Source organism: Pseudomonas sp. CCI3.1 (assembly GCF_034313985.1).
Classification (GTDB): domain Bacteria; phylum Pseudomonadota; class Gammaproteobacteria; order Pseudomonadales; family Pseudomonadaceae; genus Aquipseudomonas; species Aquipseudomonas psychrophila.
Genome location: NZ_JAVIWO010000001.1, coordinates 2,001,538 through 2,014,698, shown reverse-complemented (window position 1 = coordinate 2,014,698; position 13,161 = coordinate 2,001,538). Strand labels below are relative to the sequence as shown.

Annotated in this window: 9 protein-coding genes; 2 read left to right on the top strand and 7 right to left on the bottom strand. The window is 59.5% G+C overall.

Annotated features, from left to right (window positions below; all coding sequences use genetic code 11):
- Window positions 1–98: 98 nt before the first annotated feature.
- The gene (locus RGV06_RS09215; RefSeq protein WP_046809203.1) at window positions 99–2,690 is read right to left on the bottom strand and encodes a glycosyltransferase; all 2,592 of its coding nucleotides are present in this window, start codon (window positions 2,688–2,690) and stop codon (window positions 99–101) included.
- A 276-nt stretch (window positions 2,691–2,966) separates the two neighbouring features.
- Here RGV06_RS09215 and tcdA point away from each other — a divergent pair, with 276 nt between their 5' ends.
- Window positions 2,967–3,776 (top strand): tRNA cyclic N6-threonylcarbamoyladenosine(37) synthase TcdA, encoded by an 810-nt coding sequence (gene tcdA / locus RGV06_RS09210; RefSeq protein WP_048351376.1) that lies wholly within the window; start codon window positions 2,967–2,969, stop codon window positions 3,774–3,776.
- 282 nt (window positions 3,777–4,058) lie between these two features.
- Here the strand turns inward: tcdA and RGV06_RS09205 are convergent, their stop codons facing one another.
- The 4 genes from RGV06_RS09205 to RGV06_RS09190 are packed head-to-tail and all read right to left on the bottom strand — an operon-like array spanning window position 4,059 to window position 7,103.
- Window positions 4,059–4,463, bottom strand: a complete 405-nt coding sequence (locus tag RGV06_RS09205; protein WP_322149854.1) for a SufE family protein — start codon at window positions 4,461–4,463, stop codon at window positions 4,059–4,061.
- Window positions 4,460–5,665 carry a cysteine desulfurase gene (locus tag RGV06_RS09200; protein ID WP_046809202.1) on the bottom strand — a complete coding sequence of 402 codons (1,206 nt, stop codon included), beginning with the start codon at window positions 5,663–5,665 and terminating at the stop codon, window positions 4,460–4,462. Before RGV06_RS09200 ends, RGV06_RS09205 begins: the two co-directional genes overlap by 4 nt.
- A gap of 58 nt (window positions 5,666–5,723) precedes the next feature.
- Window positions 5,724–6,758 (bottom strand): 2,3,4,5-tetrahydropyridine-2,6-dicarboxylate N-succinyltransferase, encoded by a 1,035-nt coding sequence (gene dapD / locus RGV06_RS09195; RefSeq protein WP_048351378.1) that lies wholly within the window; start codon window positions 6,756–6,758, stop codon window positions 5,724–5,726.
- A 36-nt stretch (window positions 6,759–6,794) separates the two neighbouring features.
- A complete protein-coding gene (locus RGV06_RS09190) occupies window positions 6,795–7,103 on the bottom strand; it encodes an arsenate reductase (RefSeq protein ID WP_228795906.1) in 309 nt (102 codons plus the stop codon).
- 282 nt (window positions 7,104–7,385) lie between these two features.
- On the opposite strand from RGV06_RS09190, the gene RGV06_RS09185 reads away from it, so the two are divergent.
- The gene (locus RGV06_RS09185) at window positions 7,386–9,032 is read left to right on the top strand and encodes a Na+/H+ antiporter (RefSeq protein ID WP_019822178.1); all 1,647 of its coding nucleotides are present in this window, start codon (window positions 7,386–7,388) and stop codon (window positions 9,030–9,032) included.
- A gap of 177 nt (window positions 9,033–9,209) precedes the next feature.
- Here RGV06_RS09185 and dapC read toward each other — a convergent pair whose 3' ends face one another.
- Entirely contained in the window at window positions 9,210–10,409 is a 1,200-nt protein-coding gene (gene dapC, locus RGV06_RS09180; protein WP_046809199.1) for a succinyldiaminopimelate transaminase, read from the bottom strand.
- A 26-nt stretch (window positions 10,410–10,435) separates the two neighbouring features.
- Complete coding sequence (locus RGV06_RS09175; RefSeq protein ID WP_019822183.1) at window positions 10,436–13,138, bottom strand: [protein-PII] uridylyltransferase; 2,703 nt, start codon at window positions 13,136–13,138, stop codon at window positions 10,436–10,438.
- Window positions 13,139–13,161: the final 23 nt, after the last annotated feature.

Sequence of the window (13,161 nt, the reverse complement as noted above, 5' to 3'; positions counted from 1 at the left end):
GACTCCGAAGCAGGGCATGTGCGGGGCGGGCGAGAAAGGGCGGTTATCTTAAAGCAAAACGGCGGCCAGAGGCCGCCGTTTAGGAGGTTGCAGTCAATTTATGCAGCAGGTTGTTCCTGCGCCGCGTCGACCGGTTTGGGCAACGAAGACAGAAAGGCCATGATCAGCGCCGCCAGATACGGCAGCGATTGCACCAATAGCATCACCACCCAGAAGCGCATGTCGTTGCTGGGCAGGCCTTGTACCAGGAAGATCCCCAGCGCCGCGCCCCAGAGCAATAGCATGATGAACACTTCCTCGCGTGCTTCCGAGATGGCGACCCAGAAGCCGTGGTTATCGGCGTTTTTAGGTGTGCGGAAGAACGGAATGCTGGTGGTGAAAAATCCGTACAGCACCGCTTTGGCGATGGTGTGGGACAACGCCAGCCCGGCCAGTGCCGCCGCAAACGCATCCTTGAGGTTAACCCCCACGGCACGGCGGTACAGGAAGATGATCTTGCCAACCTTGAACACAAACAGTGCCAATGGCGGGATGGCGAAAATCAGCAGCGGCGGATCGACCCGCGTAGGCACAATAATCATCGCCGCCGACCACAACAGGGCGCCCACGGTGAAGAAAATGTTCATGCCATCGGCCACCCACGGCAACCAGCCCGCGAGGAAGTGATAGCGCTGGCCACGGGTCAGCTCTGTGTCTTTACCGCGCAACAGGCTTGAGGTGTGACGCTTGATGATCTGAATCGCACCGTAGGCCCAGCGGAATCGCTGTTTCTTGAAGTCGATAAAGGTGTCAGGCATCAGGCCTTTGCCGTAGCTGTTGTGGGAATAAGCTGCGGAGTAACCTTTTTCGAATACGCGCAGGCCCAGCTCGGCGTCTTCACAGATGCACCAGTCCGCCCAGCCGAGCTCTTCGAGCACGGAGCGTCGGGTCATGGTCATGGTGCCGTGTTGAATGATCGCGTCACGGTCGTTGCGGGTCACCATGCCGATGTGGAAGAAGCCCTTGTACTCCGAGTAGCAGAGCTTTTTGAAGGTGCTTTCGTTCTGGTCGCGGTAGTCCTGGGGCGATTGCACAATGGCGATTTTCGGGTCGGCAAAGTGCGGCACCATGTGCTTGAGCCAGTTGCGATCCACACAGTAATCGGAGTCGATCACGGCAATCACTTCGGCATCGGGTGCGGTGTGCGGAATCAGGTAGTTCAACGCGCCGCCCTTGAAGCCGGCCAGCGGTGCCACGTGGAAGAACTTGAAGCGTGGTCCGAGGGTGGCGCAGTAGTCGCGAACGGGCTCCCAGACGGCCGGGTCCTTGGTGTTGTTGTCGATGATCAACACTTCGAAATCGGGGTAGTCGAGGTTCGCCAATGCGTCCAGGGTCTGTTTGACCATCTCCGGCGGCTCGTTGTAGCAGGGCACATGGATCGAGACTTTCGGGCGATAGGCATCGTCGCTTTCGACCGGCAAGAACTCGCGTCGTCGCTTATGCGTCCATACTGCTTCGGCCAGTTCATGAGCCTCGGTCAGCAGGACAATAAACACCCCGAGTGCGCCCAACCCAAGCAGGAAGCCCACGGTCAGGCTGAACCATGTGCTGTATTGCTGGCTGTAGTCGTAACCGATCCAGACCAGCACCGACCCGCACAGAAAGGCGGTGAACGTCAGGAAGGTACGACCACGCTGGCGCAGTGCGGAGCCGTCAATCAGAAGCAACGCCAGCGACAGCAAGCCCATCACCACCGACCCAATGGCCAGTACGCGCCACTGCGGGATGGCGACCACCGGGCCTTCAAAGTTGAATTTTTGCTGGCGTGCAGCGTTGTATACGCCCCAGTACGCGCCTACGGAGCCTTCATCGCTGGCCTTCCACGGCTGGTCGAAGGCTTCGATCACAAAGTAGTTGTAGCCGCGACGGTTCAGGGTGTTGACCAGCGTACGCAGATAAATCGCCTGGTCGGCCGGGGTGGCGTCTGCGCCACCGCGCATGCGGCCATTACTCGGCCAGCCAACCTCCGAAAGCAGCAGCGGCTTTTTCGGGAACATTTTTTTCAGGTCGCGGGCACGGTCCAGTACGAACTCACCGGCCTTGTCCACAGGGATAAACTCCCAGTAGGGCAGGATGTGAGCGGCGATCAGGTCAACGTGCTTGGCCAGTTGCGGGTATTTCTCCCAGATATGCCATTGCTCGGACGTGGTCACGGGTACTTTGACCGCGGCCCGAACCCTATCCAGCAGCACGATCAAGTCCTCCGGGGTGATTTCTTCACGGAAGAGGGCTTCGTTGCCCACCACCACTCGTACGATGCTGCGCGAGTTGTTGGCCAGCTCGATGGCTTTCTGGATCTCGCGCTCGTTGCGCTCCAGATCAGGGCTGATCCAGATCCCGATGGTCACCCGCAAACCGAACTCTTCCGCAAGCTTGGGGATATCGCCCAAGGTACCGTCTACAGAGTAGGTACGAATGTTGTCGGTCAGTTTGCTGATGATCTCCAGGTCGCGACGCATTTCGTCGTCGGTCGGGTATTGGTCTTTCTGCGGGTACTGGCCTTGCTGGAACGGCGAATACGAAAAGCCGGAGATTTGTTCGGGCCAGTTGGGGGCAGAGACCGGGCGATTGATCAACGCCCAGAAGCCTGTGAACAGGGCGGCAATGGCCAGTACCACCACCAGGTTGAGTCCAAATTTACGCGATGACATAACTATTTCGGGTTCCAAAGGGAGTGGAACGAAGATCGGTCGGCGGGTGCCAAACGGCGCGCATCCTACACTGTGCTCTGACCCACCGTATAGCTGACGGAGTGAGGTCGGGCGTTTGGCAGTTGCTGCCGACTTAAGTTCTTTATTTATTGCGTGTAGCGCTTATCTTTCTGCTCAACAGACTATTAAAGCAGGCTTGGTCGCTTAGCCCGTAGGAAAGATATTCAATGCAAGGCAAGCCCCCTATAATGCGCGCCGGTTTTTGGGGTGTTGGTCATGAGTACAGAAGATCCACGTTTTGCCGGTGTAGCCCGGTTATATGGGCTGGAAGGCCTTGAACGACTGAAGGCGGCGCATGTTGCGATCGTCGGTGTGGGCGGTGTCGGGTCCTGGGCCGCGGAAGCGATTGCGCGCTGCGGCGTCGGCGAAATTTCGCTGTTTGACCTGGATGACGTTTGCGTCAGCAACAGCAACCGGCAATTGCACGCCTTGAGTACGACCATTGGTCGGGACAAGGTCGAAGTGATGGCCGAGCGTCTGCGTCAGATCAACCCGGACTGCATCGTTCATGAAGTAGCGGATTTCGTGACGCGTGAAACCATGGCCGAGTACATCACGCCCACTATCGATTGCGTGATCGACTGCATCGACAGCGTCAATGCCAAGGCGGCGCTGATTGCCTGGTGCAAGCGCCGCAAGATTCAGATCATCACGACCGGCGGTGCGGGCGGTCAAATCGATCCGACACTGATTCAGGTCTGCGACTTGAACCGTACGTTCAATGACCCGTTGGCCTCGAAAGTGCGTTCGACGTTGCGCCGTGATTATGGTTTTTCGCGCACCATGACCCGTCATTACAGCGTGCCGTGCGTGTTCTCCACCGAGCAGCTGCGCTACCCCAAGCCGGACGGCAGTATTTGCCTGCAGAAGAGTTTTGTCGGTGACGGCGTCAAGCTCGACTGCGCCGGTGGTTTTGGCGCGGTAATGATGGTGACGGCGACCTTCGGCATGGTGGCGGCCACCAAGGCGGTGGACAAAATCGTGGCGGGCGTGCGCCGGCCTTCGGAGCGGGTCAAGCCTGCATGAGTGCGATGCGATCCTTGTAGATACTCTGTTGCCGGTCAAGCCCTACTGTGGGAGCGAGCCTGCTCGCGAACGACCTTCGCGAGCAGGCTCGCTCCCACAGTTGCCGTTGTCCCGTAGCCGCTGTCGAGGCACGAGGCTGCGATTGTCTGCGTAGCAGTCATAAACTGGCCGTTCAGGTGTAGCAGGAGCTTCGAGGATTCTGGCCGTGCTACAAGGTCTGAAGGAAACTTCAACTGTGGGAGGGTCGACTGGCAACAGAGTATCTACAGGCATCGCTGCGGTTCAGCCTGCCACTTCCCGCATCCGCTGCAGCACGGCGTTCAAGCCATTGCTGCGCGACGGTGAAAGCTGACGGCTCAGGCCCAACTGGTTGAACCAGTCAGGCACGTCGATCTGTTGCAGTTGCTCGGTGCTCAAACCGTTGACTCGCGCCAGCAGCAACGCCACCAAACCGCGAATCAGCCGCGCATCGCTGCTGGCAGCAAACTGCCAGTGGCCATCGACCTGTGCGCCCACCAACCACACCTGGCTTTCACAGCCATGCACGCGATGAGCATCGGTTTTGTCGGCGTCGTTCAATTCCGGCAGGCGCTGGCCCCATTGCATCAGCAGGCGTGCGCGCTGTTCCCAGCCGCTGCAGTGCTCAAAGCTGTCGAGCGCGGCCTGGGCGTTGGCGGGCAGGGTCATTGCAATAACTCCAGGGCCTGATCGAGGGCGTCGAAGAACCGTTCCAGATCTTCAGAGTCGTTGTACATCGCCAGCGAGACGCGGATGGCACCGGCCAGCCCAAAGCTTTTCAGTAGCGGCATGGCGCAGTGATGTCCGGCGCGAACGGCAATCCCCTGTTCAGTCAGCAGGTGGGCCAGGTCGGCGTTATGCACGCCCTCGACCACAAAACTGACCAACGCCAGTTGTGGCGACCCCAGCAGTCGAATGCTCTGGCGCTGCTTCAAACCCTCGACCAGCAGCGCGTGCAGCGCCGCTTCGTGGGCTTGAATGGCGTTCTGGTCGAGATTGGCCAGATAGTTGAGGGTTGCCCCCAGCCCGATCACGCTGGCAATCGGCGGAGTGCCAGCCTCAAACCCGAGCGGAGCGGGGCGAAAGGTGGCGTGCTGGTAGTCGGCGTCTTGCACCATCTCGCCGCCGAACTGCCAGTGCTGCAAACAGCTCAGCGCTTCGTGGCGACCGAACAGCACGCCCAGCCCGTCCGGACCGTAGAGTTTGTGGCTGGAAAATACATAAAAGTCGCAACCCAGTACTTGCACATCAGGGCGGCCATGGACCACGCCCTGCGCGCCATCCACCACCGTCAGTGCGCTCTGTGCCTTGGCCAGCGCCAACAGCGCAGGCAGGGGTTGCCATACACCGAGTACGTTGGACAGTTGGCTCACGGCCAGCAGGCGGGTGCGCGGGGTGATCAGGCGCGTGGCCGCATCGAGGTCGATGACGCCATCGGCATCCAGTGGCAATACCACCAGGTTCAGCTTTTTACGCTGTGCAAGCTGTTGCCACGGCAGCAAGTTGGCGTGGTGTTCCAGAGCGCTGATAACAATTTCATCGCCCGGGTTGAAGTGGTGCTCCAGGCCATAGGCCAGAAGGTTCAGGGCCGAGGTGGCGCCATGGGTGAAAACGATTTGCCCGCACTCGCCAGCATTGAGCCATTGAGTCACTTTGTGGCGGGTATTTTCAAATGCCTGGGTCGCGTGGGCGCCCGGCAGGTGTTGGGCCCTGTGCACATTGGCTGCGCCGTTGGCGTAGTAATGCGTCAGTGCGTCGAGCAGGGCTTGGGGTTTTTGCGTGGTTGCAGCGTTGTCCAGATAGGTCTGGTCCTGACGTTGCAAGGCGGCGATGGCTGGGAAGTCAGCGCGCCAGGGAGAAGGCAAAAGCATGGTGTTCGGGCTCTGTTGACGAGGCCAGAAACTGGCCCCGTCAGTGGCAGATAAACGCTTAGTTGTGAGCGTGCAGTGCTTCGTTCAGCTCGATGGCCGACTTGTGGGTTTTGCATTCCACCGCGCCGGTTTGCGAGTTGCGACGGAACAACAGATCAGGTTGACCTGCAAGGTCACGCGCTTTAAGCACTTTAACCAGTTGGTTGTTTTCGTCCAGCAGCGCCACTTTGGTGCCTGCCGTCAGGTACAGACCGGATTCAACCGTGTTGCGATCGCCCAGCGGGATACCGATACCGGCATTGGCGCCGATCAGACAGCCTTCGCCCACTTTGATCACGATGTTGCCGCCACCCGACAGGGTGCCCATGGTGGAGCAACCACCGCCCAGGTCCGAACCCTTGCCGACGAATACGCCCGCCGAAACGCGGCCTTCGATCATGCCCGGGCCTTCGGTGCCAGCGTTGAAGTTGACGAAACCTTCGTGCATCACGGTCGTGCCTTCGCCGATGTAGGCACCCAGACGAAGACGGGCCGCATCAGCGATACGCACACCGGCAGGCACTACGTAGTCGGTCATTTTCGGGAACTTGTCGACCGAGAACACTTCCAGCAGCTCGCCACGCAGGCGTGCTTCGAGTTGACGCTCAGCCAGCTCGCTCAGGTCGATGGCGCCCTGGCTGGTCCAGGCCACGTTCGGCAGCAACGGGAACACACCGGCCAGGTTCAGGCCGTGGGGCTTGACCAGACGATGGGACAGCAGGTGCAGCTTGAGGTAGGCCTCTGGTGTCGAGGTCAGTGCGGCGTCTTCGGCCAGCAGCGTTGCAACCAGCGGCTTGTGGCTTTCAGCCAGACGGGTCAGCAGGGCTGCTTGAGCCGCGTCGACCGGTTTAACGGCTTCGGCCAGTTGCGCAGCTTGCGCGGTAGTAAAGGTGATTGCCTGGTTGCCGCCGGTGTAGTCAAGGATCGGTGCGATGGCAGCGATCAGCTCGGCCGATGGATTGATCAGGGGTTGTGCGTAGAACACTTCCAGCCATGCGCCTTGACGGTTTTGGGTGCCGACGCCGAAGGCTGCGCTGAACAGGGTAGTAGACATGCAATTACCTCTTACAAAAAATAAATGGGCGGTCGCTTAAAGAAGGGCCGCCGCATAAAGATCTGGCTTGAAGCCAATCAGGGTTTTGTCACCGAGATCGAGCACGGGGCGCTTGATCATCGAGGGTTGGGCGAGCATCAGTTCAATGGCTTTCGCTTGGTCGAGATCGGCTTTGCGTTCGTCGTCGAGCTTGCGAAAGGTTGTACCTGCGCGATTGAGCACCACTTGCCAGCCGTGCTCGTTGCACCACTGGGTCAGATGTTCACGGTCGATGCCGCTGCTTTTGTAATCGTGGAAGTCGTAGCGCACTGCATGTTCATCCAGCCAGGTGCGAGCCTTTTTCATGGTGTCGCAGGCTTTGATGCCGAAAAGGTGCAACGTCTTGCTTGAATCGGTCACGGCAATTGCCCCCCTTGGAGATGCGTGTAAATGAGCAGTCGCGGATTATGCCATGTGCAGCGTGCCAGGGCGTGGATGGCTTGAGCATCTCATGCTCTTGTGACATGTCGTCGCACTGCTACTTATGTTCAGGCTCCAGATTTGCCGCTAGCGGCTACTATGACCTGCAATGCAAAAATGTTGCTAGCTGTGTCTAGTAGAAGCTGATTGTTTGGGAACCTTGTCGATATGCAAACCGCCTACACCGTCCTCATCCTGCTGATGCTGGTGAGTGTCTCGCGTCTATTGGGGCGTTTAATCCCGTTGCCGTTGCCACTGGTGCAGATTGCTGCAGGCGCCGTGCTGGCCTGGCCGACCCTGGGCCTGCACGTTGCGCTGGAGCCGGAGCTGTTCCTGTTTCTGTTCCTGCCACCGCTGCTGTTCTCGGATGGCTGGCGCATGCCCAAACGTGAGTTTTGGCGTTTGCGCGGGCCGATTTTGACGCTGGCCGTCGGGCTGGTGCTGTTTACGGTCGTGGGCGCCGGTTATTTTATTCACTGGCTATTGCCGACCATACCTTTGCCGGTGGCGTTTGCGCTGGCGGCAGTGTTGTCGCCGACCGATGCCGTGGCGGTGTCGGCCATTGCGCAAAACCGTTTGCCGGCACCCTTGATGCACATGCTTCAAGGCGAGGCGCTGATGAACGACGCCACGGGCCTGGTGACATTCAAGTTTGCGTTGGTGGCCGCCATTACCGGGGTGTTTTCCCTGGCCAATGCCAGCGTGGCATTTGTTCTGGTGGCGTGCGGCGGTCTGGCAATTGGTGTGGCCTTGAGCTGGCTGGTGGGGCGCCTGCGCTCGTGGATGATCACCCGTGGCTGGGATGATCCGGCAACCCATGTGGTGTTTATGCTGTTGCTGCCCTTTGCCGCCTATGTACTGGCCGAGCGTTTGGGGGCGTCGGGCATTTTGTCAGCGGTTGCTGCGGGGATGATGCAGAGCTGGCTCGACCTTTTGCCTCGCCAGACCAGCACCCGGTTGCTCAATCGCAGTGTGTGGTCGCTGCTGGAGTTTGCGTTTAACGGGCTGATCTTCTTGTTGTTGGGCTTGCAACTGCCGGACATCATCAAGGCGGTGGTCAGCGATGAAATCACGCTGTGGCCCAGCTTGATGTACCGCTGCCTGGAAGTCGTGGCGATCTTTCTGGTGTTGCTGGCGCTGCGTTTTATCTGGGTACAGAGCATCTGGCGTTTGTCCGGCCTGTTGCGCCGCTGGCGCGGCAAGGGCGAGCTGACGATGGTGCCGACGGCGCGCTCGTGCTGGCTGTTGACCGTAGGTGGGGTGCGCGGTGCAGTCACTCTGGCGGGTGTGATGTCGATACCGCTGTTACTGAACGAGGGACTGGATTTTCCTGAGCGTGACCTGCTGATCTTTATTGCTGCGGGGGTGATTCTGCTGTCGCTGGTGGCGGCGTGTATTGCCTTGCCCTTGCTGTTGCGCGGGATTGAAAAAAGCTCGGACGATGCGATGCGCAAAGAGGTGCGAGAAGCATGGCGGCGTACCGCCGAGGCGGCGATCCACGCGCTGGAAGCCGAGGAGGTGGTCGATGCGGCGGGGCAGCAGGATGCCGCTGAGGCGGCATTGGCGGCTGAGTTGAAGGCGCGGATCATGTCCGAATACCGTCATCAGTTGGAGGTTTACAACGACACCGCGCAAGCCCAGGAACTGGCTTCTCAGATGGACCAGCTGGAAAGCCGGTTACGCCTCAAGGCGCTCAGGGCGCAGCGGCTGGAGCTTTACAGCTTGAGGCGTCATCACGAAATCGGGGATGACGCGTTGAGCGAGATTCTCAAGGATCTGGACTTGAGCGAGGCCAATCTGGGGACGGTGAAGTAACGGCTTGATAAAACCGTAGCAGCTGCCGAGGAACGAAGGCTGCGTTCGAGCGCGCAGCGGTCGAAAAATCAGGCATATGCGGGTGTCACGGATAAACCGCATTTGTCGGACTTACGGCGGCTGCGCCGCCGGACGCAGCCTCGTTCCTTCGGCAGCTGCTACAGGGTCGCGAGGGGGTTAGCCCCGGCGCTGGATAAAGTCGCGAATGCGCTCGGCGGCTTCTACGCATTCAGCCAGTGGCGCGACCAGTGCCATGCGCACGCGGCCAGCGCCAGGGTTGAAACCGTCAACTTCACGTGACAGGTAAGAGCCCGGTACTACGGTCACGTGCTCTTCGGCGAACAGATCGCGGCAGAATTCGGCGTCGTCGCCTTCAACCCTTGGCCACAGGTAAAACCCGCCGTCCGGTCGCTGTACGTCCAAGACCGGGCTCAGAATCGCCAGCACTGCATCGAACTTCTCGCGATACAGGTCGCGATTGGTGCGTACGTGTGCTTCGTCGTTCCAGGCGGCAATGCTGGCCAGTTGGGTCTGAACCGGCATGGCGCAACCGTGATAGGTGCGATACAGCAAAAATGCCTTGAGGATCTCTGCATCACCGGCCACAAAACCCGAGCGCAAGCCCGGCAGGTTCGAGCGCTTGGACAGGCTGTGGAACACCACGCAACGTTTGAAATCTTCACGGCCCAGTGCCACGCAAGCGCTGAGCAGGCCCACCGGAGGTGTTTGCTCGTCGAAGTACAGCTCGCTGTAGCATTCGTCTGCGGCAATCACGAAATCGTGTTCGTCGGCCAGGGCGATGAGTTTTTTCAGGGTGTCGAGGGGGATCAGTGCGCCGGTCGGGTTGCCCGGTGAGCACAGGAACAGGATCTGGCAGCGCTTCCAGGTCTCGGCCGATACCGCGTCGAAATCAGGGTTGAAGCCATGTTCGGCCAGGCATGGCAGGTAGTGCGGCTGGGCGCCCGCCAGGAAGGCTGCACCTTCGTAGATCTGATAGAACGGGTTCGGGCTGACGACCAGTGCGTCGTCGCCACGGTTGACCACGGTTTGGGTGAAGGCGAACAGGGCCTCACGGGTGCCGTTGACCGGCAGGATGTTGCGCGCCGGGTCGAGCCAGCCTTTTGGCACGTTGAAGCGACGCTCGGCCCAGCCAGCGATGGCTTCACGCAGCGCCGGGATGCCCAGGGTGGTCGGGTAGACCGCCATCTGGTCGAGGTTGTCAGCCAGTGCCTTGGCCACGAAGTCCGGCGAGCGGTGTTTCGGTTCGCCAATCGACAGCGCAATCGGGCGCTTGTCGGCATTGGGCTGCACGCTGCCAAGCAGGGCGCGCAGTTTTTCGAACGGGTAAGGCTGTAGCTGGTTTAGAGCGTTGTTCATGGGGTGCGGGTCTCACTCGGCGGCGGTTAAATGCTAAGGCGCCACGGTTCTGGGGTTGAATCCTGGTTGACCGTCAGTTGTTCGACGATTGCTTCCTGCAAACGCATGCACAGCTGTGGGTCGGACAACGGCTGGTTGTTTGCATCGGTAATGAAGAATACGTCTTCGACGCGTTCGCCCAAGGTGGCGATCTTGGCGTTTTGCAACGACAGGTCGAACTCCAGGAAGATCATCCCGATCCGGGCCAGCAGGCCCGGACGGTCGGGGGCGCTGAGTTCCAGCACAGTGACGGGGCGCTGGGCGTCGTTGTGGATCGTCACCTGGGGCGCGAAGGCGAAGTGTTTGAGCTGGCGCGGCACCCGGCGCTGGATGATGGTCGGGTAGTCATCCGGGTTGCGCAGGGCCTCAGTCAGGCCCTTGCGGATTTTTTCAATGCGCACCGGGTCATTGCCGATTGAGCCGCCGTCGTTGTCGAGCACGATATAGGTGTCGAGGGTGAACTGGCTGCTGGAGGTGATGATGCGTGCGTCATGGATGTTCAGGTTTAGCTGGTCCATGGCCGCCACGGTCACGGCGAAGAAATCATGCTGATCAGGTGCGTAAATGAATATCTGCGTGCCACCTTCGAACTCGCGCTGGGTGGTTTCCTTGATCAGCACCAGCGGGCCACCATCGGCAGGCTGTTGCAAGATGGCTTCAGTGTGCAGGGCCACGTCGGCCGAGGTGTGGCGCAAGAAGTAGTCATCGCCCAACTGCGACCATAGCTGCTCCACATCATCCTGGTCGTTGCCATTGCGCACCAGGGTGTCCAGGGCAGCGCTTTGGGTCTGGCGAATCTGTTCTTCGCGGTCTACCGGGTTTTCGAGGCCTCTACGCAAGGCGCGCTTGGTCTCTGTATAGAGCTGGCGCAACAGGCTGGCGCGCCAGGAGTTCCACAGCGTCGGGTTGGTGGCGTTGATGTCCGCGACGGTCAGAACATAAAGGTAGTCGAGGTGAGTTTCGTCGACCACGATCTGGGCAAAGTCATGGATAACCTGTGGATCGGACAGGTCTTTGCGCTGGGCGGTGGTAGACATCACCAGATGGTTTTGTACCAGCCAGACGATCAGGCGGGTGTCCCACTGCGGCAACTGGTGGCGAATGCAAAACGCTTCGGCATCCACGGCGCCAATTTCGGAGTGGTCACCGTGTCGGCCCTTGCCAATGTCGTGGTAAAGCCCGGCGAGGTAGATCAGCTCGGGTTTTGGCAGCTTGGCCATTAGCTTGCTGGCCAGCGGGAATTTCTCTGAGACCTGGGTGTATTGCAGCTTACGCAGGTGCTTGATCAGGTTCAGGGTATGGGCGTCGACCGTATAGATGTGGAACAGGTCGTGTTGCATCTGCCCGACGATAAAGCCGAATTCGGGCAGGTAACGTCCGAGAATGCCGTAGCGGTTCATGCGGCGCAGGTTGCGGTGGATACCGATCTTGCACTTGAACAGCTCGATAAACAGGCTGGTATTGCGAATGTCTTTACGGAAATCGTCGTCGATCAGGTAACGGTGTTCGCGCAGCAAGCGGATTGTATCGGCACGTACGCCTTTGATTTCGGGGTGCTGGGCCATCAGCAGGAAAATTTCGAGCATGGCGAAGGGTGTGCGTTTGAACACGTAATCGCTGGTGGCCTCGATATAGCCATCGTGCAGCTGAAACCGTGAGTTCAAGGGCGTTGGCGGCGCTTCGTCTTCGGGGGCAAGGATGATTTCTTCGAAGTGCTGGATGATCAGGTCGCTGAGCTGGGCAATGCTCATGACCACCCGATAGTACTGCTGCATGAAGTTTTCGATGGTCTGCTTGGCGTCATCGCCTGCAAAGCCGAGCAGTTCGCCGATACTGCGCTGATGATCGAACAGCAGACGGTCTTCGGAGCGGCCTGCGAGCATGTGCAAGGCGTAGCGCACCTTCCACAAAAACTCCTGGGATGAGGCGAGCAGGGCATGCTCGCTTTCGACCAGAAAGCCTTCGCCGGCCAGGGCGCGAAGATTCAGGGTCCCGTACTGGCGACGGGCTACCCACAAAAGGGTCTGGATATCGCGCAGGCCGCCAGGGGAGCCTTTGACGTTGGGTTCCAGGTTGTATTCGGTGTCGTTGTACTTGTGATGGCGGGCTTTTTGCTCGGCACGCTTGGCCAGGAAAAAGTCCTTGCTGGGCCACATGTGTTCGGTGCTGGTGACATCCAGCATGCGTTGGCGCAAATGCTCGGGGCCGGCAACGGTGCGGCTTTCCATCAGGTTGGTGATGATGGTCAGGTCAGCCCGGGCCTGTTCTGCACACTCGTCCACCGATCGCACGCTCTGGCCTACTTCCAGGCCAATGTCCCAGAGTAGGGTCAGGAAGCGCTCAATGGAATCGCGGAAAATTTCGTGGTCGGCATTGTCCAGCAGGATCAACAGGTCAATGTCGGAGTAGGGGTGGAGTTCGCCTCGGCCATAACCGCCGACGGCGACCAAGGCGATGTCGGCCTGGTCGCTCCAGCTGAACTGATCCCACGCCTGTTGCAGGATGTTGTCGACGAACCATGCACGATCTTCGATCAGACGGCGAATATCGCGCCCTTTTTTGAAGCGTTCGTCGAGCACCTCGCGTGCCTGGCGGATCGCCTTTTTGAAAGCGGCAATGGGGCTTGCCTTTAATGCCAGCTCGGCCTGGAACTGGCCACGGTCAAAAAGTTCTGGATCCACCTGCGGCATCGATTGGCATTCCTGTCGTGGTT